This window comes from Halalkalibacter kiskunsagensis, from assembly GCF_037027555.1.
GTDB lineage: Bacteria > Bacillota > Bacilli > Bacillales > Bacillaceae_D > Halalkalibacter > Halalkalibacter kiskunsagensis.
Genome location: NZ_JAXBLX010000004.1, coordinates 1 through 25067 on the forward strand (window position 1 = coordinate 1; position 25067 = coordinate 25067).

25 protein-coding genes are annotated in these 25067 nt (G+C 37.1%); 10 read left to right on the top strand and 15 right to left on the bottom strand.

What is annotated here, in order from left to right; genetic code table 11:
* Positions 1-92: 92 nt before the first annotated feature.
* Entirely contained in the window at positions 93-419 is a 327-nt protein-coding gene (locus tag SLH51_RS03210; RefSeq protein WP_335959066.1) for a YlaH-like family protein, read from the bottom strand.
* Between the two features lie 21 nt (positions 420-440).
* A complete protein-coding gene (gene typA, locus SLH51_RS03215; protein ID WP_335959068.1) occupies positions 441-2276 on the bottom strand; it encodes a translational GTPase TypA in 1836 nt (611 codons plus the stop codon).
* A 284-nt stretch (positions 2277-2560) separates the two neighbouring features.
* Between typA and SLH51_RS03220 the strand changes: the two genes are divergently transcribed.
* The gene (locus SLH51_RS03220) at positions 2561-2746 is read left to right on the top strand and encodes a DUF5325 family protein (protein ID WP_335959070.1); all 186 of its coding nucleotides are present in this window, start codon (positions 2561-2563) and stop codon (positions 2744-2746) included.
* A 309-nt stretch (positions 2747-3055) separates the two neighbouring features.
* On the opposite strand, the gene SLH51_RS03225 is transcribed toward SLH51_RS03220, so the two are convergent.
* The 3 genes from SLH51_RS03225 to SLH51_RS03235 all read right to left on the bottom strand — a co-directional run bounded on the left by SLH51_RS03225 (position 3056) and on the right by SLH51_RS03235 (position 5432).
* Positions 3056-3946 (bottom strand): NAD(P)-dependent oxidoreductase, encoded by an 891-nt coding sequence (locus SLH51_RS03225; protein WP_335959072.1) that lies wholly within the window; start codon positions 3944-3946, stop codon positions 3056-3058.
* Positions 3947-3950: 4 nt separating this feature from the next.
* On the bottom strand, positions 3951-4751 hold the full coding sequence (locus tag SLH51_RS03230) for an inositol monophosphatase family protein (protein ID WP_335959074.1): 801 nt from the start codon (positions 4749-4751) through the stop codon (positions 3951-3953).
* 492 nt (positions 4752-5243) lie between these two features.
* A complete protein-coding gene (locus SLH51_RS03235) occupies positions 5244-5432 on the bottom strand; it encodes a hypothetical protein (protein ID WP_335959075.1) in 189 nt (62 codons plus the stop codon).
* A gap of 251 nt (positions 5433-5683) precedes the next feature.
* On the opposite strand from SLH51_RS03235, the gene SLH51_RS03240 reads away from it, so the two are divergent.
* Positions 5684-6313 carry a YktB family protein gene (locus SLH51_RS03240; protein ID WP_335959076.1) on the top strand — a complete coding sequence of 210 codons (630 nt, stop codon included), beginning with the start codon at positions 5684-5686 and terminating at the stop codon, positions 6311-6313.
* 22 nt (positions 6314-6335) lie between these two features.
* Here the strand turns inward: SLH51_RS03240 and SLH51_RS03245 are convergent, their stop codons facing one another.
* Positions 6336-6611: a UPF0223 family protein gene (locus SLH51_RS03245; RefSeq protein ID WP_335959077.1), complete on the bottom strand. Its 276-nt coding sequence runs from the start codon at positions 6609-6611 to the stop codon at positions 6336-6338.
* Between the two features lie 314 nt (positions 6612-6925).
* Here SLH51_RS03245 and SLH51_RS03250 point away from each other — a divergent pair, with 314 nt between their 5' ends.
* Positions 6926-8437, top strand: a complete 1512-nt coding sequence (locus tag SLH51_RS03250) for an aminotransferase class I/II-fold pyridoxal phosphate-dependent enzyme (protein ID WP_335959078.1) — start codon at positions 6926-6928, stop codon at positions 8435-8437.
* A gap of 184 nt (positions 8438-8621) precedes the next feature.
* Here SLH51_RS03250 and SLH51_RS03255 read toward each other — a convergent pair whose 3' ends face one another.
* The 4 genes from SLH51_RS03255 to SLH51_RS03270 all read right to left on the bottom strand — a co-directional run bounded on the left by SLH51_RS03255 (position 8622) and on the right by SLH51_RS03270 (position 11613).
* Positions 8622-8753: a GapA-binding peptide SR1P gene (locus SLH51_RS03255; RefSeq protein ID WP_335959080.1), complete on the bottom strand. Its 132-nt coding sequence runs from the start codon at positions 8751-8753 to the stop codon at positions 8622-8624.
* A 206-nt stretch (positions 8754-8959) separates the two neighbouring features.
* The gene (locus SLH51_RS03260; protein ID WP_335959081.1) at positions 8960-9409 is read right to left on the bottom strand and encodes a hypothetical protein; all 450 of its coding nucleotides are present in this window, start codon (positions 9407-9409) and stop codon (positions 8960-8962) included.
* A 116-nt stretch (positions 9410-9525) separates the two neighbouring features.
* Complete coding sequence (locus SLH51_RS03265; protein WP_335959083.1) at positions 9526-10617, bottom strand: M23 family metallopeptidase; 1092 nt, start codon at positions 10615-10617, stop codon at positions 9526-9528.
* 150 nt (positions 10618-10767) lie between these two features.
* Entirely contained in the window at positions 10768-11613 is an 846-nt protein-coding gene (locus tag SLH51_RS03270) for a polysaccharide deacetylase family protein (protein ID WP_335959084.1), read from the bottom strand.
* A gap of 133 nt (positions 11614-11746) precedes the next feature.
* Here SLH51_RS03270 and SLH51_RS03275 point away from each other — a divergent pair, with 133 nt between their 5' ends.
* The 3 genes from SLH51_RS03275 to SLH51_RS03285 all read left to right on the top strand — a co-directional run bounded on the left by SLH51_RS03275 (position 11747) and on the right by SLH51_RS03285 (position 15212).
* Entirely contained in the window at positions 11747-12787 is a 1041-nt protein-coding gene (locus tag SLH51_RS03275; RefSeq protein WP_335959085.1) for an FUSC family protein, read from the top strand.
* 177 nt (positions 12788-12964) lie between these two features.
* Entirely contained in the window at positions 12965-14581 is a 1617-nt protein-coding gene (locus SLH51_RS03280; RefSeq protein WP_335959275.1) for a glycine betaine uptake BCCT transporter, read from the top strand.
* Positions 14582-14780: 199 nt separating this feature from the next.
* On the top strand, positions 14781-15212 hold the full coding sequence (locus tag SLH51_RS03285; protein WP_335959087.1) for a protein disulfide isomerase family protein: 432 nt from the start codon (positions 14781-14783) through the stop codon (positions 15210-15212).
* A 122-nt stretch (positions 15213-15334) separates the two neighbouring features.
* Here SLH51_RS03285 and lpdA read toward each other — a convergent pair whose 3' ends face one another.
* The 5 genes from lpdA to SLH51_RS03310 all read right to left on the bottom strand — a co-directional run bounded on the left by lpdA (position 15335) and on the right by SLH51_RS03310 (position 21371).
* A complete protein-coding gene (gene lpdA, locus SLH51_RS03290) occupies positions 15335-16744 on the bottom strand; it encodes a dihydrolipoyl dehydrogenase (protein WP_335959089.1) in 1410 nt (469 codons plus the stop codon).
* Positions 16745-16747: 3 nt separating this feature from the next.
* Positions 16748-18031, bottom strand: a complete 1284-nt coding sequence (locus tag SLH51_RS03295) for a dihydrolipoamide acetyltransferase family protein (RefSeq protein ID WP_335959091.1) — start codon at positions 18029-18031, stop codon at positions 16748-16750.
* A gap of 106 nt (positions 18032-18137) precedes the next feature.
* On the bottom strand, positions 18138-19115 hold the full coding sequence (locus SLH51_RS03300) for an alpha-ketoacid dehydrogenase subunit beta (RefSeq protein ID WP_335959093.1): 978 nt from the start codon (positions 19113-19115) through the stop codon (positions 18138-18140).
* A gap of 3 nt (positions 19116-19118) precedes the next feature.
* Positions 19119-20204 (bottom strand): pyruvate dehydrogenase (acetyl-transferring) E1 component subunit alpha, encoded by a 1086-nt coding sequence (pdhA, locus tag SLH51_RS03305; RefSeq protein ID WP_335959095.1) that lies wholly within the window; start codon positions 20202-20204, stop codon positions 19119-19121.
* A 513-nt stretch (positions 20205-20717) separates the two neighbouring features.
* The gene (locus tag SLH51_RS03310; protein ID WP_335959096.1) at positions 20718-21371 is read right to left on the bottom strand and encodes a YkyA family protein; all 654 of its coding nucleotides are present in this window, start codon (positions 21369-21371) and stop codon (positions 20718-20720) included.
* A gap of 442 nt (positions 21372-21813) precedes the next feature.
* Between SLH51_RS03310 and SLH51_RS03315 the strand changes: the two genes are divergently transcribed.
* From SLH51_RS03315 to rnjA, 4 genes are all read left to right on the top strand, one after another.
* The gene (locus SLH51_RS03315; protein WP_335959097.1) at positions 21814-21996 is read left to right on the top strand and encodes a YjcZ family sporulation protein; all 183 of its coding nucleotides are present in this window, start codon (positions 21814-21816) and stop codon (positions 21994-21996) included.
* Between the two features lie 187 nt (positions 21997-22183).
* Positions 22184-22735: a peptide deformylase gene (gene def, locus SLH51_RS03320; RefSeq protein ID WP_335959098.1), complete on the top strand. Its 552-nt coding sequence runs from the start codon at positions 22184-22186 to the stop codon at positions 22733-22735.
* 369 nt (positions 22736-23104) lie between these two features.
* Positions 23105-23314 carry a DNA-dependent RNA polymerase subunit epsilon gene (locus SLH51_RS03325; protein WP_335959099.1) on the top strand — a complete coding sequence of 70 codons (210 nt, stop codon included), beginning with the start codon at positions 23105-23107 and terminating at the stop codon, positions 23312-23314.
* A gap of 3 nt (positions 23315-23317) precedes the next feature.
* On the top strand, positions 23318-24985 hold the full coding sequence (rnjA, locus tag SLH51_RS03330) for a ribonuclease J1 (RefSeq protein ID WP_335959101.1): 1668 nt from the start codon (positions 23318-23320) through the stop codon (positions 24983-24985).
* Positions 24986-25067 lie beyond the last annotated feature (82 nt).

Consider the following 25067-nt stretch of genomic DNA (forward strand, 5'->3'; position numbering starts at 1 on the left):
CCTATTCAATATAGGAATCATCTTCTAGTTGCTTAATCTCTTTTTTTATTGTGTCCTTGACATAGGTGCCAGTTTAACTCGCTCTCTTTCTTTTATGCTTGTTCTTTTTCTTTTCGATGCCTATGCAATCTGAAACGATACATTCCTAGGATAATACCAGAAATAATCAAAACAGCAATAATCGGAGCACCAAACGCAAACTCCAAAAACCACATAACAAAGCTCCCAATTACTAACATGACGTAAACCAATACCTTCTTTAGAATTGGTAACTCTCTTGCAAACCCTAAATTGAACACAACAATAGTTAATAAGACGACAACAAGATAAGTTAAAAAACCATACCATGGATTATCCGCCGTTAAACGCATCATCCAAGTTAATGCTTCTAATTCTTGTTCAGTAAACTGATTGTCCATACTATCACCCAACTTTATTCCTTACTTTGCTGCAAGCTTTCTACGTTTTTCTTCACGCTCACGCTCTGATTTATTTAAGATTTTCTTGCGAAGACGAATAGATTCAGGAGTCAATTCACAATACTCATCTTCATTCAAGTATTCAAGTGCTTCTTCTAGACTCATAATACGTGGCTTCTTCATCGTAACAGTATTATCTTTGTTAGCAGAACGGACATTTGTCTGTTGCTTCATCTTCGTAATGTTTACGGCAAGATCATTGTCACGAGTATGCTCCCCAACAATTTGGCCTTCGTAAATTTCAACACTTGGTTCAACAAAAATCGTTCCACGATCTTCTACTTGCATAATTCCATACTGACTAGTTTTCCCAGTTTCCATTGATACAAGCACACCTTGACGACGGCCCCCTACTTGTCCAGGAGTCATTGGTGCATAGCTATCAAACGAGTGATTAATAATTCCGTAACCACGAGTTTGAGATAGGAATTCAGTTGTGTAACCAATTAATCCACGTGCTGGAACTAAAAACTCAAGACGAACTTGTCCACTTCCATTATTCGTCATATTAAGCATTTCACCTTTACGCTCTCCGACAGATTCCATAACTGAACCCGTATATTCCTCAGGAACATCAATTTGAACACGCTCCATCGGCTCAGATTTCACACCATCAATTACACGGATGATAACTTCCGGTTTAGAAACTTGAAGCTCATAGCCTTCACGACGCATGTTTTCAATTAAGATAGAAAGGTGTAATTCTCCACGCCCCGATACGATCCATACATCAGGTGATTCTGTGTTTTCAACACGTAAACTTACATCCGTTTCTAGTTCTGATTTTAAACGTTCTTCTAGCTTTCTGCTCGTAACAAACTTCCCTTCACGACCAGCAAAAGGACTATTATTCACAAGAAACGTCATTTGAAGAGTCGGCTCGTCAATACGTAAGATTGGTAGAGCTTCTTGGTGATCTACTGGACAAACCGTCTCTCCAACGTTAATTTCTTCCATACCAGAAATAGCAATTAGATCTCCAGCTTTCGCTTCTTGAATTTCTGTACGCTTAAGACCTAAGAAACCAAACATTTTTGTTACACGATACTGTTTAACAGAGCCATCAAGCTTCATTAGAGCTACTTGTTGACCAACTTTGATCGTTCCTCTAAATACACGACCAATTCCAATACGACCAACATAATCGTTATAATCAAGCATCGTCACTTGAAATTGTAAAGGCTCATTACTATTATCAATTGGAGCAGGAATTGTTTCAATAATTGTTTCAAATAACGAAGTCATATTTTCATCTTGTTGTTCCGCGTCCATACTTGCTGTTCCATTGATAGCAGAAGCATATACTACTGGGAATTCTAATTGATCTTCGTTTGCACCTAAGTCTATAAATAAATCAATGACTTCATCAACTACTTCTGCAGGACGTGCAAAGTCTCTATCAATTTTATTTACGACAACGATAGGCGTAAGGTTTTGCTCAAGAGCCTTTTTTAATACAAATCGAGTTTGTGGCATACAACCTTCATAGGCATCAACGACGAGTAATACACCGTCAACCATTTTCATAATCCGTTCAACTTCTCCACCGAAATCAGCATGTCCTGGGGTATCCATAATATTAATTCGTTTATCTTTATAGTTAATTGCTGTATTTTTAGCAAGAATCGTTATTCCACGCTCTTTCTCTAGTGCATTAGAATCCATTGCGCGCTCATCAACTTGTTCGTTTTCACGGAATGTACCTGATTGTTTTAATAATTGGTCAACGAGGGTCGTTTTTCCATGGTCAACGTGAGCAATGATAGCGATGTTACGTATATCGTTACGAATAGTCATATTTTTCTCTCCTTATTTGTTCATTAACTGTACAAGTATATCACAAATTCTTTTTAAAGAAACAATTATCGACAAATAGTTATGAAACAGACTGTTACTAGGGTGCTAATTATGAGAATTGTTTTTCATTATCTGTTATTATTTACTTAATTATCCATAATAAACAACGACTTTTTCACTATCAGTAACATGTTTAACGTATTTGTCACATTGTTGGGGTTTTTCTTTTTTATGTTTCGAGTTAAACTTAGGATTAGAGAATGTTCGTTTTGAGGGGGATCCATATGAAGAAGGAGAATGTATTATTCCTATTGCTTGCAGCAATTACTGTCATTTGTATTATGAGTATTGGAGTCGCCGTTGCTGAAAGAAGCATTCTAATAGCTTTATTAGCTATTGCTGGTGTTATTTTAGCGACTGGCCTAGGGTTTACATTACGTAAAAAACTTAGAGAATCCAATGAAGTGTAATCACTCTTGCTCAAATAACCTGTTTTTAATGAAATTCATTTGACTCTTATTTATCGATTTAGGACTATTCCTTTGTTTTAGGTAGGAGTTTTTGTAAAGATGTAACGTAAAAAGCTTCTTAGACAATAGGCCAAGAAGCATAGGAGGGTGTCTCAAAAAAGACACCCTTCTTTTTCAGTGCCCTCGAAGCATTGAGCGCAGCCGGTGCCTTGTTTTAAAGCCCGCTATGAGTTGGTTTCTCTATCCGCTGGCGCGCAACGCGCGGAGCCATTGCCACTTCCTCAATGAACTTTTTCAGCGGCCTACTTATTATTGCTTTCTCTTTAACATTACGCCTGTTTTTTCTTCTAATGGACGAACGATCGCACAAACGTCTTGATCCCCGAACTCCACTTTTGCTTCAGCTACTTTTTGTTCGCCTAGTTTAATCATATCAAGGGGCATATCAATTTGTTCAGCAAGGTCTAAGGCAAGGCGAATATCTTTGTGGAGAAGATTAATAGAAAAGCGTGGATCAAATTGGCGATCAAGGATGGCATCTACGGACCAATCCATACTTTTTGAAAAACCTGCACTTCTCTTGATTAAGTCATATGCAATCGCAGGATCAACTCCCGCTTTTTCTGCCATTATGTAACACTCTGCTAATGCGGATTGATGCACTCCAATTAACATATTATTTAATAATTTAACTACTGTGCCACTACCCGTTGGTCCAACATGAACGATGTATTCTCCAAATGCTTTCATTACTGGTCTCGCTTGCTCATATGCTTCTTTTTCACCGCCACACATGATTGTCAGCGAACCGGCTTTTGCCCCCATTGGTCCCCCACTTACAGGAGCATCTAAAAACAAAGCGCCTTTATCAGCTAACAGCTTTTGCACATGTTCATTTGTTTCTCGATCTACTGTCGAATGATCAATGATAATTTTCCCAGCGCTCACACCTGCAATCAGACCATTTTGTCCCTCATATACATCAATAATTGTTTGAGGAGCCGGTAAACACGTCATAACTATGTCAACGTTTTCCATTAGTTTCTTAGGAGTATCAACCTCTTTAGCTCCGTACGCGACTGCGTCTTCAACTGGTCCTCTACTTCTGCTGACTACAAAAGTTTCAAAGCCAGCATCTACTAAATGCTTTGTCATTGGTAGACCCATCGTACCTAGTCCAATAAACCCTACTTTTTTCATTTTTTTATAACTCCTCTCCAACATAAGATGAAACCATCTCTTTATGAAGATCAGGCTTGCCCACAATGACCGTACTCTTTTGTAAGAAATCTAAATGCTCTCCCTTAAATGTTGAAGCTCTACAACCAACTTCTTCTAATAAAATAACTCCCGCTGCATAGTCCCATGGTGATAAATTCACACTAATGTAACCATCTAATCTATCTGCTGCCACATACGCTATTTCGATCGCCGCAGATCCATAAGACCTAATGCTTCTAACGTCACGAACGAGCGCTTTCAACGGGTTTCGATATGGGTTTTTCTCTTGAACTAGCCACTTGGCATTTAATCCAATAATTGATTCGTGAAGTGGTCTTTCCTTTACTGGTACTAATTCTTCATCATTTATGTATGCTCCTTGGTCACGTATAGCATGAAACAATTCATCATTCATTACATCGTAAATAAGACCAACCATTCCAACACCTTCATGGTAGACCGCTACTGAGATTGCAAAGTTATACCTTTGATGGACAAAATTCATCGTTCCATCAATTGGATCAATAATCCACACTGTTCCTTTTAACGAATCTAGCTCCTCAGCAACCCCTTCCTCACCAAGAAATAAATGCTTAGGGTATGTTTTTTGAATCTTATGATAAAAGAATGATTCAACCGCTCTGTCAACTTCTGTTACTAAATCATCCGGATTAGACTTGGATTCAATTTGAATTGGGTTAGCTAGTGATTGTTTAATCAAGCTAGCAGCTTCATATATCCAGTTTCTTGCCGTTTTTTCAAGCTCTAACCAGTCGATTGACATATACATGACCTCCTAAAAATCGAACTACCTTCCAACCTATTATGACATACATTTTGGAAATAGAAAAATTTTAGAAAAACTTGGATCCCGCCAAATAAATTTCAAAAAAACACTAACACAGTCCTACCCACTTCACATGACCGAAGTTTGACAATCCGGCGGGATCCTTAGTTTTTCTTACCACCCAAACTCACGTCTCTCCCACTCGGAATAACTGCAGGAAGAACTCTTTGCACTGTTTCTTCCTGCAGTTATGGAGGGCTTCAGGACTCCGCTTCTTTCACTCCTTCAAAAACAATGAAATAAAAAAACACTAACACAGTCCTACCCACTATACATGACCGAAGTTTGACAATCCGGCGGGATCCTTAGTTTTCTTATCTCCCAAACTAATTACTGCCTCACCCTCCGTAACTGACTTTCTTTTCATCCTTTAACCAAAAAGAGAAGGTGACTCAGAATTAAAAAGTCACCCTCCAAATTAAATTCTTATTATACCTCTAACAAAATAAGTTCCTTGCGGAGATGTTCAAGTCGCTGTTTTGTTTGTTTAATTACTACTAAATCTTCATCGAGTAAAGCATCATGTAGAGTTGCAAGCTCATAGTCAATTTCGAGGCGCAACACGGGAATTCTCATTTCTCCATCTTCACGAATAAAAGCTTGCACAACTTGTTCCATATGGCTTCACTCCCCTTATGATCGTTAGCAAAATACTAACCAGTTAATATAGACTAAATTTTCTGTTATTTAAACTAATTTTATTATAGCACATTTAATAATAGAAGGAAATGAAATAAAAAAACATTCAATAATTTGATAAAGACTTGACCTAGCAAGTTTTTCTTTTTGTTTTTCACTTCATAAAATTCGAGATCATTAGTCGATATATGATAAAATGTTATTATAAATGATAAAGTGAGGTTAAGATTATGAGTTTGAATGGATTTACTATGTCAGATTTTGACGTATTTAACATTGAAGGACTAGAGGCAAGAATGGAGGCAATCCAGTCAAAAATTCAACCTAAGTTCAAAGAGTTAGGAGATCTTCTAACAAACGACTTATCTATTTTAGCGGGTAATGAAATGTACCTTCATATTGCTAGACATGCCAGAAGAAAGGTTAATCCCCCAAACGATACATGGCTTGCTATCTGTCATGATAAACGAGGCTATAAAAAACACCCACACTTCCAACTTGGCTTATTTGATGACCATTTATTTATATGGTTCGCGCTCATTTATGAAGCCCCTAATAAAGCTAACATAGCTGAATCTTTATTAACAAACAGCAACCTTATTATGGATTTACCCAATGACTTTGTTATTTCCTTAGATCATATGAAAAAAGAAGCGACGCTAATTGGGACTATGAATGAAAGTGATTTAATTGCCGACCTTGAACGACTTCGTGATGTAAAAAAAGCTGAATTCTTAGTTGGACGTCACCTTCAACCAAATAGCCCAATTTTAAAAAATGGACAAACACTATTAGACTTTACTAAAGACACGTATGAACAATTGCTACCCATTTATCAAAAGGCTATGGAGCAATCATAATAAAAAAATGGAAAGAAGCTTATTAGCCTCTTTCCATTTTTATTATATTAGTCATTTCATCTCTTGCTTTTTTAACAACATGGTAACTAGAAATGTCTAACTCTTCATCATATTGTTTAAATAACTGTTTTTCCTCACTTTTGCTTGGTACAATTTCTTTAAACCTCCGGTAGTGCGCTAATAAACTTTGTCTATCAACACCACCTTTGTAGGCTTTCTCTACAACTTCAAAAAAACGAATAACCTCAATTACCTCTTGGGTAGACCAATCAAGTGAAATTGGTAACTTTGACTCCATATTACTCTTCCCCTCTTTCATTATGACCAACGGTTGCGAATACTTTCAACCTCAGTTATGATCCTGTTCGCTCCAACTAATACTACCTTTTTTTTAGAGGTTCCTTCAAGTTTTTTCAAAAAGAGCAACATTTCCTAATGCCTTAGAAATAACTCCTTCATTCGTTTCTAATAAATCAGTTCCACCTATATTTCTCCTCTACTTCACTCGTACCCAATCATATAAAAATAAAAATTTGTGTCATTTTTCATATTAGACTAAGAAAGAATCTTTGCTTTCATCTTCTTTTTTGATATACTCAACTTTGTTTTATAATGATTATTTTAATTGAAAAAAATGAGGTGAACCTGTTGTCACGACAACATCTTACTCCGTTGTTCACTGGTGTTCGTAATCACGCCGAAAAACAACCAATCCAATTTCACATCCCTGGTCATAAACAAGGTAAAGGGATGGACTCTGAATTTAAAGACTTTATCGGAGAAAATGCTCTCTCAATCGATTTAATAAACATTGAACCTTTAGATGACCTACATCATCCTCATGGAATTATTAAAGAAGCTCAAGAGTTAGCAGCTGAAGCGTTTGGAGCTGATTATACATTCTTCTCTGTCCAAGGAACAAGCGGGGCCATTATGACGATGATCATGTCTGTTTGTGGACCTGGAGATAAAATAATTGTTCCACGTAATGTACACAAATCAATTATGTCTGCGATTATCTTTTCCGGTGCTACCCCTATCTTTATTCATCCGGAAATCGATCCTGAGTTAGGGATATCACACGGTATCACAACAGACTCCGTTGAAAAAGCCCTAAGTGCTCATCCTGATGCCAAAGGACTTCTCGTAATAAACCCAACCTATTTTGGGGTTGCAGGCAATTTAAAAAAAATTGTTGAAATTGCTCATTCTTATGACGTTCCTGTTCTTGTGGATGAAGCCCATGGTGTGCATATTCATTTTCATGACCAGTTACCAATATCGGCTATGCAAGCAGGTGCAGATATGGCCGCGACTAGTGTTCATAAACTAGGTGGTTCCATGACTCAAAGTTCAATACTAAACGTAAAAGTAGGTCTCGTCTCACCTAAACGCGTTCAATCGATCATAAGCATGCTCACAACAACATCAACATCATATTTATTACTTTCTTCTCTTGATGTTGCTAGAAAACAATTAGCAACAAAAGGTGAGCGCCTTATTTCAGAGGTAATTGACCTTGCCGAAACAACTAGATATCGAATTAATCAAATTAATGGACTATCATGTATTGGCAAAGAAATTCTTGGGACAAAAGCAACATTTGATCTTGATCCGACGAAACTGATCATCACAGTGAAAGAGTTAGGTATAAATGGCCACGAAGTCGAAATCTGGTTACGGGAAAATTATATGATCGAAGTAGAAATGTCTGACTTATACAACATTCTTTGTATTGTTACGATAGGTGATACACAAGAAAAATTAGACATTCTCATAGAAGCTCTAACACAACTTGCTGCAAAACACGGCTCGTCCAATAATAACAACCAGCATACATCTGTTTATGTGCCTAATATTCCAACACTTGCCTTATCACCACGTGATGCGTTTTATGCAGAAACTGAAGTTGTTCCATTTGAAGAATCCACTGGAAGGGTTATTGCAGAATTTATTATGGTTTACCCACCTGGAATTCCTATTTTAATTCCAGGTGAAATTGTCACTGAGGACAACTTATCGTATATTCAAAAAAACGTAAAAAGTGGATTGCCGGTACAAGGTCCTGAGGATGAAACGTTTGAAACATTACGAGTAATTAAAGAACATCGGGCTATACAATAAAGAAATAAGTAATCTAAAAAATAGGGTTTGACCCCTAGTAAAAAATATATGATCAAGATGCACCATATATTACTCTTACTAGTCGTGGATCAAACCCTATTTTAAATAAATCTTGTAATTATTCCGCTCAGTGTTCGAGGAAGATTCCTAAATCAAAAACTTAGCAAAGGAGTCTTCCTCTTTTTCATTTATTATTATTCTGCTCAGTTGATTTACAATGCTCACAACCATTTCCCTTTGCATAAAGCGTTGTGACCTTTTCACCTTCAAACACATCGATCGTCTTATTACATGATTGACAAATGATAATTCCCATTAGAGCCAGCCCCTTTATGCATTTTTTGTAAGCGTTATTATTTGCTTATCTAAATAATAATACACACTATTGGAGACGTCAACCCCTATATTGTATGTCACATTATTTTTTTAAAACAAAAAAGGATGTCCAATTTAGATCAACATCGACCTTTTAGACATCCTCAAAACATTGGGTATAAAATTTTTAAGTATTACGGCACACTATTAATATGTACTAGGATAGAACGTCTCATGTTGAACCTCGATAAAACGGCCTACCTCCCTAATGAAAATAAAGTCCTCTTCAGTTACTTGATAGCTTTTTGTAGGTAGATGGAAAACGATTAAACCAAGTAAGTGGTGTTCCTTGTAAAAAGGCAAATACAATTTTTGCATCTCGTTTTCCACTTGAAAAACAAGCCTGCCTCTTATGGCAACTAAACTTAATACACTTTCTCCAAAGGGGATAGTCGTATTTAAATAACTAGGTCCAGAACAAGCTTTTAAATGAAAGAACGTTTCTTTTGTCTCATAAATCGAAACAGAGGAGTTATCATTCATAAAGTTTCCAAACTTCTTTATAATTCCGATATAAAAACTAGATAAAGTTTGAACTTGCTCGCGCACTAGACCAATCTCAAGACGTAACTCATCAAGTAAATTCGACTTATTCATTGAGCCAAACCTCCATCAGTGCAAACTTACTTATCTTTTTTTATAGCTTATCATAAAGTCATTGTAAAAGGTTGTAGGGTTACGACAGCTATTGTCGATGGAGCTTAGTTAGAACTTTAGTCCCAAATGCGCTCTAACACTTCTCGAACTTCGGTCTGAGATAATGGTTTCCAAAATAGTTCGCCAAAAATCAATAAGTCCTGATGCAAATGTAAACCCGCTTCATAATTCTCTGCAACTCCATCGCTTGTCCCCGAATTCCCTACATAACCGATGATTGTTTCAGCACTCACACGATCACCTACTTGCAATTCGTTTGGAATATCGTGAAGATGAGCAAAGCGATTCATGACGCCTCCTTGATATTGAACCCAAACTTGTCTTCCTCTTAAGCGATCAAAAATATATTCTGGCGTATCACCCAGTTCAGCAGTATATGCTAAGTCTTGATTACGGACCTCTGTTGATTCATATTCAGTAAAATCATGATCAGCTCTTACAACTACCCCATCGCCCATAGCATAGATAGGTGTTTCTGTTGATATCCCACCTCCAGAAGCAAAATCATACCAATCAATTCCTTCATGGAAGCCATTGCGATATGCTCTTGGAGCTCCTGGCAGATGATTTGCAATAGTACTAACTTGAGCGCCTTTTATTGGTTTTTCTAAAAAAGACAAATACTCAACCATCTGTTCGACATCCCAATCATCAAATAGAAATGCTTCAGGTGGACCCCCTACTCGCTCTGTTGGGCCAAACCATTGGAAAGACACTTGTTCTTCTTCATAAACGACACTCGTTCCAAGTACGATTTCTAAGAATTCAACGGGTAAATAAATCTCTTCTGTTCCTTCATTTCCTTCAACAATAAGGTACACATCTTCAGATGGTATGTATTCGCCATTTCTTTCTAGTACAGGAACACCGTCTACAAGGTAATATTGATCTTCATTAATTGTGACGTGTAAAGATCGATGAATTTGGTCAAACTCCCACTCTCCGCCAACAATCTCCATTAGGTCATCAACTTTAAATCGAGCTTCATTTTCAGAAATCGTAATATCTAATTTTTCTTCGTTTTCATTCTCAGTTTGATGTTGCTGTTTTTCATTTACGACTTCTTCGTCGCTAGCCTGCCCTTGACATCCGCCTAGAAGCAACGCCAAGAATACTACATACATAAATCGGTGTGTTCTTTTCATCATTTTCAACCTTCCTGCTACTAACTAAAATCGACATATCGCCTATTTTACCTTTTGAAACAATTGTTGACAAGAGTCGAAACTTGTAATTCCGAATACTCTGAACATCCTACTACTGTGATAAATCGCTATCAACCTTTAGCCAACTTCCAGCTAGTTAGTTGCTCCTTCATGTTCTGTGATAATTGAAGAAGGATTGACCACTTCATATCCCTTTGCTCTAAGCCCTATTACAATTTCCTCTAACGCCTCTGCTGTCCATTTTCGGTCATGCATAAGAAGATTAGCGCCTTTAGTTAGTAGTGATGTGTTAACCATAATATCCGCTAATGCGTTTGCTTCTTGATACTCTTTTTCCCAATCATATCCATAGGTCCAATTCATAGAGACCATCCCTTCTTCCTCTATTACTTCATTTGATACATTCGTGTTCACACCGAATGGAGCACGATAAAATCTAGGGCGCTCTCCAATAATCTCTTCAATTAAATCATTAAGCTGAATGATTTGATTTCTTTGCTCTTCATTCGAAAGCTGACTCATATTGGGGTGTGTCATCGTATGGTTACCTATTTCAAAACCCATTTCATAAATGTCTTTCAGTTTTTCTCTTTCTTCTTCTGTATTTAAAAAATGACCATTTACGAAGAAAATTGCTCCTGCATTTAGTTCCTTTAACGTTTCAGCCATTTGGACGCTATATTGTTCAGGTCCATCATCAATCGTTAATAAGACTACTTGATCATTAGATTCATTAATTGGTTCTACTAACCAATTTGTTTTGTTGATAACATACTGACTTTCGGGTTGAACAGTCTCAGCTTTTCCCTCTTGCTCTTCAGTCTCTTTTGCTTCTTCAGTATTGTCTACTTCTCTTTCAGTTTGTCTATCGGAAATTTCTGTTTCTGTATGATTATCGACCTCTTCACTAGGTACCACTTGACTTTGACACCCACTAATCACCAAACAAATAAATAGAGATATACAAAAGCGCTTCATTTAAAACCCACCTTTCATAGTTCAAATTACAAATCTCTTCAAATCAAAGATACATGAGTATAACATATCTACATATCTCCAATACTAAAGTTGCGTGTACACAATCATTTACAATAATAAGGAGTTTATAGATATGAAAAGCTGGATTGGAAGACGAGTTATTAAAACAGGCTTGGCCGTTTTTATTACAGCCCTCCTATGCCATCTTATCAAACTCCCTCCTACTTTTGCAGTTATTACTGCGATTGTAACTACTGAACCGACGGCTGCCGACTCTTTAAAAAAAGGGATGATTCGATTACCCGCCGCTGCACTCGGGGCCACTTTTGCGATAGCTGTTGACTTTATGCTTGGACAAAATGCGCTTACATATGCTCTTGTCGCTATGCTCACAATTATCGTCTGTTCAAAGCTTAAATTTGATACAGGAACACTAGTTGCTACTTTGACAGCAGTAGCTATGATTCCTGGAACAACTGATCATGCACTCTTCGACTTTTCTATTAGAATCTCTGGAACATCTATAGGCATTATTGTTTCAACTTTTGTAAATTTTTTAATACTGCCTCCTAAATTCGGACCGATTCTAGTTAAAAAAGTTGATGCACTCTATGAAAAAACTGCAACCACGCTCTCTTCGATAATTGAAGCTCATTTTTCAGATGACACGAAAGATCGAACCCATTACTATCGTCATTTACATGAAGAAATAACAAAAGCGTATCAGTTAACACAGTTTCAGCATGATGAGTGGCAGTACAGACGATCGAGTGAATTCGAACGACGTTCCTTTGGGTATCTACAAAAGAAATTAGATTATTTGCATCTAACTCTTTTTCACCTAGGTAAAATATGTCACTTGCGATTAAATCAATCTTTATCTCAAGAGGATCAAGCGATCATTCTCCAAACAATTAAATCATTTTGTTCAATTTATAAAGACCAATACCATCAAATAACAACTACTCATTATATAAATATTGAGAAAATAAAGCAATTGCTTCAGCAACAAAAGAAACTTGACTCATTCATAAGTCAAATTTGTCATGAACTTTTATCTCTACATGAAGTTACGACAGAATTAGCACAAATCACAACTGATGAACGCCGATTTTCAATGCAAGAGACAAGCTATCCTACTTATATATTTAAAAAGCAGGTCCTATATGATTAATCAGCTTCTCTCATTAATGGTTCATTAAACTTCGCATTTGTAAAAAGGATTAAGTTAAATATATCTGTTTTTCTATTTCAACTTAGGGTATACAAAGAATCACGGGAAAACTTTTGCTATCGTCATTAAGTTTATGGTACGGTAGAACTTGCGTTTTATGAAGAAAGGTAGATGATTATGAAAAAAGTTACACCAGTATTTACAATTTCAGTTGTGATTGCAGTTGCTTTTATTATTTGGGGGGTAGTTGCTCCGACAAATTTAGAAACTGTTACAACGACCATTCAAAGTTTTATCACGAACGAACTAGGATGGTTTTATTTATTAGCTGCTACGGGCTTTTTAATTTTTTGTCTTTATTTAATTTTTAGTCCCTACGGAAAAATTAAGCTTGGAAAACCAGATGACAAACCAGAATACAATTACTTGACTTGGTTTGCATTCTTATTTACAGCAGGGATGGGAATCGGCCTTGTCTTTTGGGGCGTCGCTGAACCATTGTATCATTTTTTTGACCCCCCAACTGCCGAACCAGACTCTAATCAAGCAGCGGGAGAAGCGATGCGTTATGCATTTTTTCATTGGGGCTTGCATCCATGGGCCATTTATTCTGTCGTAGCATTAGCACTTGCTTATTTTAGATTTCGAAAAGGTTCTCCAGCAGTCATGAGTGCCGTATTACAACCACTTATTGGCGAGCGCTCTAATGGAGGCATTGGAACATCCATTAATGTACTAGTTGTTTTTGCTACTATTTTTGGAGTGGCAACCTCTTTAGGATTTGGTGCAGCTCAAATTTCCGCAGGACTCGCCTACTTAATTCCTGGTTTACAAAATATGAATAGCGTTTTGCTACAACTCTTAGTCATTCTCGTTGTTACAGTTTTATTTATGATATCTGCTCAAACTGGACTAAATAAGGGAATTCGAATATTAAGTAAAACAAATGTTTATCTTGCTATTGCTCTTATGTTATTTGTATTGTTATTTGGTCCAACAAGTTATATTATGGGAGTGTTCACACAAGGGATTGGAAGCTATATTCAAAACCTTGCTGGAATGAGCTTTCGCCTTGATGTTTACAATCCAGAAACGACTTGGGTTGAAGGCTGGACCATTTTCTATTGGGCGTGGTGGATCTCATGGGCACCATTTGTTGGAACATTTATCGCTCGTGTATCAAAAGGTCGTACAATTCGGGAATTTGTCATTGGTGTTCTAGCAGTCCCCTCTCTCTTTGGCGCTTTCTGGTTTGCCGTTTTTGGCGGAACAGGAATCCAAATGCAACGTTTAGGGACAGCAGATATAATGGATACAATGACAACAGGTGGAATGGAAGTTGCTCTATTTGCTGTACTTGAACAATTTCCACTCGGACTTGTTCTTTCAATTATTGCCGTATTTTTAATTTCATCTTTCTTTGTTACATCAGCTGACTCTGCTACTGTAGTGTTAGGTATGCAAACAACTAATGGGAATTTAAATCCACCAAATTCAGTGAAGTTTGTTTGGGGTCTTATCATTTCTGCAACAGCCGCTGTACTCTTATCTACTGATAAGGGCTTGGGCGCATTGCAAACAGCTGCTATTATTGCTGCTCTTCCCTTTACAATTATTATGATTATGATGGTTTTCGCTCTCATGAAGTCATTAAAATTGGAAAAGCCTACTTTGACTACTGAAAAAGAAAGAATACGTCAAGAACGATATGAATTAAGGCAAGAACGAGAGAAACTTAAAGAAGAAAAGCATGCCTTTAAAAAAGAAAAAACAGAATTAAGAAAGAAGAAATAAATAACCTTTAGATGTGCGATCAAACGATCACACATCTTTTTTTATTTATATCCTCTTGCAGAATTACGTAAAAAGTCCTAAATATTTCTATTTGATTACAATTTAATTTCAAATATCCTTAGGTACTCAAATGCATGCTAAAATGAAGTATCATTATAAAAGAAGTAAAAAATGTACTTAAACTAAGGAAGTGAATCGATTGGACAAGTATATCGAATTGATGATCCTAAGTTCTATTCTTTTATTAAATTCATGTTTTTCTCAAGCTTCCTCAATTGAAAATCCTATACAACAAACGGAAGAAACGATTACTGTTCTATTTTCAGATTCTTCAACTATTCAAGATGAAAAAACGTATTATGATGCTCTTCTTGAACTAAAACAAAATTATCCTAGTGAGATGCCTTCTTTTTTTATCATTGATGCAAATGAACGAGATGCTATCCGCTATTTTAATATTGACCAGTTCCCAACTATGCTTGTTCTAACAGGAGACAAAGAGAATTTAAGGATGGAAGGAACATTCCCAAAAGACGAAATACTAGCAAACTTAATCGAGATATTTCATATTGACAATGAAGCTAAATTACCATTCTTACCTCCCCTACTTACATACATGAAAAATGGGTGATTCAAAAAGGTCATTTTTTTGACCTATGATTCACCCATTTTCTCTTCTATACACAACTTTGTAAATCATATGAATTAACAGTAATAATAAAAAGACACCCCCTAAGGATGTCTTTTTATTATTTATTTTACGATATGAATTGGTGTACCAAGTGCAACTTCCGCTGCTTCCATCGTAATTTCTCCGAGCGAAGGATGCGCATGAATCGTTAATGCAATATCCTCAGCTGTCATCCCCGTTTCAATCGCAAGACCAAGTTCAGCAATCATATCAGATGCATTAGGACCTGCAATTTGTGCCCCAACAACTAATCCATCGTCTTTACGTGTAATAAGCTTCATAAAGCCGTCAGTTTCATTTAGAGATAGAGCACGCCCATTTGCAGCAAATGGGAATTTCGATGCAACAACATCAAATCCTGCTTCTTTTGCTTCTGCTTCTGTATAACCAACGCTTGCAAGCTCTGGATCAGAGAATACAACAGCAGGGATGGCAAGGTAATCAACTTCAGACTTCTCGCCAGCAATTGCTTCAGCCGCAATTTTGCCTTCGTAAGAAGCTTTGTGCGCAAGTGGTGGACCTTCAACAACGTCTCCAATCGCAAAAATGTTTGAGACGCTTGTACGACACTGTTTATCAATCTTAACAACTCCACGGTCATTAAGCTCAACACCAATTTGCTCAAGACCAAGCTCATCTGTATTGGGTTTACGCCCTACTGTTACTAGGCAATAATCAGCCTCAAATACTTCTTCTTTTCCTTTTACTTCAGCTGTTACCTTTACACCAGACTCAGACTCTTCAACGCCTTTAGCCATAGCTTCCATTTTGAACTCTACACCATTCTTCTTAAGACGACGTTCAACAAGCTTGGCCATTTGCTTTTCAAATCCACCAAGAATTTGTTTACTGCCTTCAAGAACAACTACTTCTGTTCCCATATTTGAATAAGCTCCAGCAAGTTCAATACCAATGTATCCGCCACCGATTACAACCATTTTCTTTGGAACTTCTTTAAGAGCAAGAGCACCAGTTGAGTTAATAACACGATCTGTATATTTGAAAGCAGGGATCTCAATTGGACGAGAACCTGTTGCAATAATACAATGTTTAAAATTGTAAGTTTGAGCGCTTTTCTCATCCATAATACGAACTGAATTCTCAGAAGCAAAGTACGCTTCACCACGAACAATCTCAACTTTATTTCCTTTAAGAAGTCCTTCAACGCCACCCGTTAATTTCTTAACAACTGAAGCTTTCCATTCTTGAACTTTCTCAAAATTAATTGAAACTTGTTCAGCAATAATCCCCATATCCTCAGAATGCTTTGCATTATGATAACGGTGACCAGCAGCAATTAATGCTTTTGAAGGAATACAACCAACGTTTAAACAAACGCCACCCATTTCTCCTTTTTCAACAATTGTTACTTTTTGTCCAAGCTGTGCTGCGCGAATCGCCGCAACATAGCCTCCAGGACCTGAACCAATGACTAGCGTATCTACTTCATTTGCAAAATCTCCGACAACCATGCATTACCCCTCCATTAATAATAATTGTGGATCGTTCAATAGACGTTTCACGTGGTTAAGTGCATTCTGAGCTGTTACGCCATCAATTAGACGGTGATCATAACTGATTGAAAGAGCAAGTACTGGAGCAGCTACAATCTCGCCATTCTTCACAACTGGCTTTTCTTCAATACGACCAATACCTAAAATAGCGACTTCTGGGTGATTAATAACTGGTGTAAACCAAAGACCACGAGCAGAACCAACGTTAGAAATTGTAGCAGAACCACCCTTCATTTCCGCACCACTAAGTTTACCATCACGTGCCTTAACTGCCAACTCATTAATTTCATCAGCAAGGGCAAAAATTGATTTGCGATCTGCATCCTTAACAACTGGAACGAAAAGACCATGCTCTGTATCTGCTGCAATTCCGATGTTAAAGTAATTTTTATATACAATTTCATCATTAGCATCATCAATTGATGCATTAAGTGCAGGGAATTTACGTAAAGCAGCAGTAAGCGCCTTTACAACATAAGGCAAGTACGTAAGCTTCGTTCCTTGTTCAGCTGCAACGGCTTTGTACTCTTTACGATGAGCAACTAAAGCAGAAACTTCAATTTCATCCATGTGTGTTACGTGCGGTGCTGTATGTTTAGAATTTACCATTGCCTTAGCAATTGCTTTACGAACACCTTTAAATGGAACACGCGTTTCTTGTTCACCAACTGGAATAGACACTGGCTCTGATTTTTGCGGAGCTGCTGCATCAACTGCCTTTTCTTCTGGTTGAGCAGGAGCTTCAGTTGTTGCTGTACCACCATTTAAGAATGTATCTATGTCTTCTTTCACAACGCGACCATTCTTACCGGTTCCACTTACTTTAGAAATTGATACACCTTGTTCACGAGCGTACTTACGAACAGACGGCATAGCGATTACACGTGCACCATTATCTGCCTCATCTTCATTCGAAGTATCTGTAGCAGGTTCAGAAGATTTAGCTTCTTCTTTAGCAGGCTCAGCTTCTGCTTCAGGTGCGCTATCTTCTTCTACAGGATTTGCATCCCCAGCATCAATCGTTACAAGAACGTCACCAACAATGCTTACCGTACCTTCCTCAACATGAACTTCTAGTACTTTCCCATCAACCGGTGATGGAATTTCTACAACTGCTTTATCATTTTGAACCTCAAGAAGAATGTCATCTTCCTTAATTTCATCACCTGGTTTAATAAACCACTTTACAATTTCACCTTCGTGAATACCTTCACCAATGTCAGGCAGTTTAAACTTATATGCCACTTTGAAGTGCCTCCTTTAATTAAGCAGTTAAATTAGCTGAAAAGGAAAGACTTTCATCTTCCCTTCTCTTATGCTTGTCTATTTTTAATAAAACTAGATTTTAATATTAGAAATTAATAACTTTTTTCGCCGTGTCAATAATACCTTTATAATCTGGTAACCAATCATCTTCTACAGATGCAAACGGGTAAATTGTGTCAGGAGCTGTCACACGTAAAACTGGTGCTTCTAGGCTTAAGATAGCTCTTTCAGTAATTTCAGCTACAACATTTGCAGCGATACCAGCTTGCTTTTGTGCTTCTTGAACAACAATTGCACGGTTTGTTTTCTCTACAGATGCGATAATTGTCTCTATATCCAGTGGGCTAATTGTCATTAAATCAATTACTTCAACATCAATACCTTCTTTTTCAAGCTCTTCTGCAGCTTTAAGTGAAGAATGTACCATTGCTCCATATGTAACAATAGTTAAGTCTTTACCTTCACGTTTAATATCTGCTTTACCTAGTGGGATTGTGTACTCTTCTTCAGGTACCTCCGCACGGAATGAACGGTAAAGCTTCATGTGCTCAAGGTAAACAACTGGATCGTTATCACGAATCGCAGAAATTAAAAGACCTTTAGCATCATAAGGAGTTGAAGGAATAACCACTTTTAAACCAGGAGTTTGAGCCATAAGCCCTTCTAAACTATCTGCATGCATCTCAGGTGTTTTAACTCCACCACCAAATGGTGAACGCACTGTAATTGGTGACGTTAATTTCCCACCAGTACGATATCGCATACGATTCATTTGACCTGCGACAGAATCAAACACTTCAAAAACGAATCCGAAAAATTGAACTTCCATTACAGGACGGAAGCCAGTAAGTCCTAAACCAATCGCTAAACCACCGATACCTGATTCAGCAAGCGGAGTATCAAATACTCGATCTTCACCAAATTCTTTTTGTAAGCCCTCAGTCGCACGGAAAACCCCTCCGTTTTGACCAACGTCTTCACCAAACACAAGAACATCTTCATTATTCTTAAGCTCATTACGCATACCATCCGTAATCGCTTGAATCATTGTCATTTGTGCCATAGGTTACTTCGACTCCTTTGCTGTATATTCTTCCATTTGCTCGCGGAGGTTTGCCGGTAAATCTTCAAACATAAAGCCAATTAAATCCGTTACTTTTTGTTTCGCCGTTCCATCCGCTTTTTTCATTGCTTCTTTAATGTCGTCTTTTGCTTTATCAACTACTTCATTCTCTTTTTCTTCTGTCCATAATCCTTTTTTCTCTAGGAATTTACGGAAACGAACAAGAGGATCTTTCTTTGTCCACTCGTCATCAAGATCTGAAGAGCGGTAACGTGTCGGATCATCACCAGCCATAGTATGTGGACCATAGCGATATGTCATTGTTTCAATAAGCGTTGGACCTTCACCAGCTAATGCACGCTCACGAGCGTCTTTTGTTGCAGCATAGACAGCAAGAACGTCCATACCATCTACTTGAATTCCTTCAATACCAGCAGCAACTGCTTTTTGAGCAATTGTCTTTGCAGCAGATTGCTTTTCGACAGGTACTGAAATAGCAAAGCGGTTATTTTGAACAATAAATACTGCAGGAGCATTATACGCACCAGCAAAGTTCATTCCTTCATAGAAATCACCTTGTGACGCACCACCATCACCTGTATATGTGATTGCGATATTGTCTTTGTTTTTGCGCTTAAGACCAAGTGCAACACCAGCTGTTTGAATGATCTGAGCACCGATAATGATCTGTGGGAACATAATGTTTAAGCCATCAGGAAACTGACTTCCAGCAAAGTGACCACGTGACCATAAGAATGCTTGATGTAATGGTAAGCCGTGGAATACAATTTGTGGAATATCACGGTAACCAGGTAAAATCCAATCTTCTTTATCTAAGGCAAATTGACTTCCTAACATTGATGCCTCTTGACCTGCTACTGGAGCATAGAAACCAAGGCGCCCTTGACGGTTTAATGAAATCGCACGTTGATCCCAAATTCGTGTATAAACCATACGTCTCATAATTTCTTGTAGCTGTTCATCACTTAATTCAGGCATTGCAGCTTCATTAACCACTTCGCCCTCCTCATTTAAAATCTGGAACGTTTCAAATTGATTTTCTACTTGCTCTAACGTTTTTGTACTCACTACCTTCACCTCTTCCTTTCAAATAAAAAATAAAGTCAATCGTTTTTCATTGAATTAAAATGACTATAAGTTAAGTAGGCTATTTCTACTTGACAAATCTCTCCCATAGGATACCCAATCTCTACTCATACATAACCTCTATGGTAAAGTTTGCATCAAAATTTCGACAAGTTCCGCTTAGCCACATATGTATAAAAATACGATTGATGTTGCATCGCAAAACTCCACTTGGTCTGTATTAGTCAATTTACGAACAAAGTAATACAACACAACTTACGAAATTAAGTCTACATCACTTTAATAAAATCCGTCAATCCTTTTGCTTATCTTAATTTTAATTTATTTATTAAAAAGCTTCGGTTTACTAAGTAGTTAAGTTGTTATATATCAATTTAACTTTACAATAGTACAGATTTGACTCTTACAAATTACGCACCTCATATATTTCAGTAAAGATAAACATAGGTCTATATCAACATAGGTAAAACATGACATAGAAAAAAGCTTAACGTACTATTCAAACTGTACGTTAAGCTCTGCTTTTTCGTAGAATTCCCTTTTTAATTGGTTATACTCATCTGTCGTTTTATTAAATTCTTCTTTATAGCCTTCTACTTTTTCATATGCTTCATTTACATTGTCAATTTGATTTTGAAGATCCTCCATAACTAACTCTTCTTCCTGTAACATTTCAAACAACGTTTTATCTAAATGAATTGCTTCAGAGTAACTATCGTACAATTGTTGATAATGATCATAACGCTCTTGCATAACCTTTACCAAATCAGTTAATACATCATTCAGCTCAAAATCCTCTATCTTTTCAACTTCCCCTTCTATTTTCTTGAATTCTTGAAAGCTTTCTTCGATACTTTCCTTTTCTTTCATAATCATGTTCTCCCGTGCTTGAATCGACGATATCGCTTCATCAGCAACTTGAACGATTTCCTCAAAATCATTCATACCTAGAGCAATAATCTGCTCAAATAGGTCATTCTCTCTTATTTCTGCCTTCTGAAGTGGCTCTTGTTGGTCTTCAAAAGGTTGTTCAAGTTCAACCGCAGCCTCTAAATGCTCGTAAACGGTATTTGCAGGGTTTTCCCCGCAAGCTGTTAGAAAAATAATTGTTACAAATAAAATTACCAACCACTTTACAAAACTCAACATCCATTTCCCCCTATCCTGTATAGCTACTTACTTCTAGACTAATGGAATAAGTACAACTTGTACAATACATCGTTTAAATAATTCTGTAAACGTTGCTATTATATGAGAGCAATATTGGAAATATGTACCTGTCCCTAAATAAATAAATAAATAAATAAATAAAAGAGTTTGGTCATAAGGGAAAAACTGGAGTCCACTGAAAAACTAACCTTTTTTAATGTGAGGACTACGATGCGCTGCGCTCTTACTATGAGAACTCTACTCATAGTAAGAGCGCAGCGGCTTCGAGTTTAGGCAAAAAGGGACAACCTACTGTTTTGACCAAACTCTAAAAAGAATCTTTTAAAATGGGCAAACGTCCAACCAATGATCTTCTCCCTGCATAAAGTAGTTAGTGAATCGCAACCAATGCGGTGCCAAGACGAAAAAGGAGGAATGTCAAATGTTTGGATATGGATATGGTCAAGGTGCGGGATGTTGTTATGACCCTTGTGGTTATGGATACGGCTCTCCAGCTGTTGCAGGAGCTAGTTACGGACCAGGTGCAGGTAAAGGGTTCGCGTTAATCGTTGTACTTTTCATCCTGCTTATTATTGTTGGAGCTTCTAAGTTCGGTCACTGCTAAAAAGTAACGGAAGGAGTAAGGCACCTAAGCCTTACTTCTTCTTAGTTTAGTAACTAGTTATACGTACTATAAAATCAATAGAAAAAGGGAAAAAGTATTATTATTAATCATTCATTAAGGAATACTACTTGATATTTCATTTATTTCTTCATAAAGTTAACTTATAAGCAAAAGGAGTGATACATAAATGTTAACAATGAAGGATATTGTTCGTGAAGGAGACCCAGTATTAAGACAAGTAGCTAAAGAGGTCCCTCTTCCAGCCAATAAAGAAGATATACAAACCTTGCAAAAAATGCTTGAGTTTGTCATCAACAGCCAAGATCCAGACCTTGCAGAGAAATACGAACTTCGACCTGGAGTTGGAGTCGCTGCTCCACAAATAGGAATTTCTAAAAGAATGTTCGCTATCCATGTAACCGATGAGCAAGATCAGCTTTATAGTATGGGTCTATTTAACCCGAGAATTGTTAGCCATTCTATTGAAGAAACTCATTTAGAAGGTGGAGAAGGTTGTCTTTCCGTTGATAGAGATATTCAAGGGAACGTTCCTAGGTATTCTAGAATTACCGTTAAAGGAACAAACTTAAACGGCGAAGATGTAACATTACGCCTACGTGGGTTAGTAGCCATTGTTTTCCAACATGAACTTGATCATCTCAATGGGATCATGTTTTATGACCGGATTGAAGGTTTTCAAGATAAACTAAAAAAAGATCTACCCAATTTACATGCATAAAAAAAAGTGATTCTCTTCCTAATTTTAACATTAGGAATGGATCACTTTTTTTTATCCATTTATTACCTTGAACAGCAGATTTATAACCAACACATACTATACATATAAATCCTCATTTAATTAAAAGGAAAAATACTACAATTTCAAAAAGGAGCGTGAATCACATGTTACGTAGATGGAGAAAAAAAATTGTAAAGAGTTGTAAGAACCTACTTCCTAAAAACCGTCTTATCGAAGTTTAATCACTACTTCTCTGGTTAATAATGCATAGAGATTTTCTAATAATGCTCCAACTTAAAGAAAAACATGAAATGCGGAGACATTTGCTTTATAATGAAAATATAACCAATGGTAAGGAGAGGTAGTAACATGATATTTAAAGTATTTTATCAAAAGAAATTTAACCAAGTTCCTGTAAGGGAATTTACGGAAACGCTCTTTGTTGAAGGAGAGAGTGAATCCGAGGTACGGAAAAAACTTGCTTCACGTAATTATAATATTGAATTTGTAACACCGGTCTCTGGAGCATATCTTGAATATGAAAAACAAAGTGAAGACTTTAATGTGGAGACAATTTAATCCATGAAACAAGTGAAAAACAACCAAACTGCTGTATTTGCCTTAGGTGGTCTAGGCGAAATCGGAAAAAATACGTACGCTGTACAGTTTCAAGATGAAATTATTCTAATCGATGCTGGGATTAAGTTTCCAGAGGACGAGCTTCTTGGCATTGATTATGTTATACCTGATTACACTTATTTAGTAAAAAATGAAGATAAAATTAAAGGTCTCTTTATCACTCATGGGCACGAAGATCACATTGGCGGGATACCTTATTTATTAAGAGCAGTTAATATACCGATTTATGGCGGGAAATTAGCGTTAGGTCTATTAAAAGGAAAACTAGAAGAACATGGTCTTTTACGAAAAACCAAACTGCATGAAATACATGAAGACCAAGTTGTAAAATTCACGAAGACATCAGTGACGTTTTACCGGACAACGCATAGTATCCCTGACTCTTATGGGATTGTTGTAAAAACCCCACCAGGTAATGTGGTTCATACCGGAGACTTCAAGTTTGACTTCACTCCAGTTGGAGAACCAGCTAATTTAACAAAAATGGCGAAAATTGGAGAAGAAGGTGTGCTCTGCTTATTATCAGATAGTACAAATAGTGAAATACCAGATTTCACTATGTCAGAAAGAAAAGTCGGAGAAAGCATAAGTAATATTTTTAATAAAGTTGATGGACGTATTATTTTTGCTACATTTGCGTCTAATATCCATCGCCTTCAACAAGTGGTAGAAGCCGCTGTTCAATACGGCAGGAAAGTAGCTGTTTTTGGACGTAGTATGGAAAATGCATTAACAATTGGTCAAGAGTTAGGCTACATTAATGCACCCAAAAATACATTTATTGAACCATCTCAATTAAACAAGCTACCAGACAATCAAGTAACTATATTATGCACAGGTAGTCAAGGTGAACCAATGGCAGCACTTTCACGTATTGCTAATGGTACTCATCGTCAAATTCAAATCATACCTGGAGATACAGTTGTATTTTCATCATCACCCATTCCAGGAAATACATTAAGCGTTAGTAAAACAATAAATCAGTTGTATCGTGCAGGTGCTGATGTAATTCATGGTTCATTAAATGACATTCACACATCCGGTCACGGTGGGCAAGAAGAACAAAAACTTATGCTTCGTTTAATGAAGCCACAATATTTCATGCCGATTCATGGGGAATACCGCATGTTAAAAATGCACATACGACTAGCTGCCGACTGTGGAATCCCAGTAGAAAATAGTTTTATTATGGATAATGGAGATGTATTAGCACTTCATCCAGAAGAAGCTGGTGTGGTGGGGAAAGTTCCATCAGGCTCAGTTTATGTGGACGGAAATGGCATAGGGGATATTGGCAATATCGTACTAAGAGATCGTCGAATTCTTTCAGAAGAAGGTCTTGTAGTTGTCGTTGTTAGCTTAAATATGAAAGAGTTTAAAGTTACAGCTGGTCCTGATCTCATCTCTCGTGGGTTTGTCTATATGAGGGAGTCTAGCGATTTAATTCATGAAGCACAGAAGCTACTTGCAGGTCATTTAAATGAAGTGATGGAACGGAAAACAACTCAATGGTCTGAGATCAAAAATGAAATTACTGATTTGCTTGGTCCATTTTTATATGAGCGGACAAAACGTAAACCGATGATTTTACCAATTATTATGGAAGTGTAAAACCTTTGAAGAGAATGTCTCAGGATAATAACCTAAGACATTCTCTTTTTTATTACACGAAATAAGGTCTATAACCTAAACC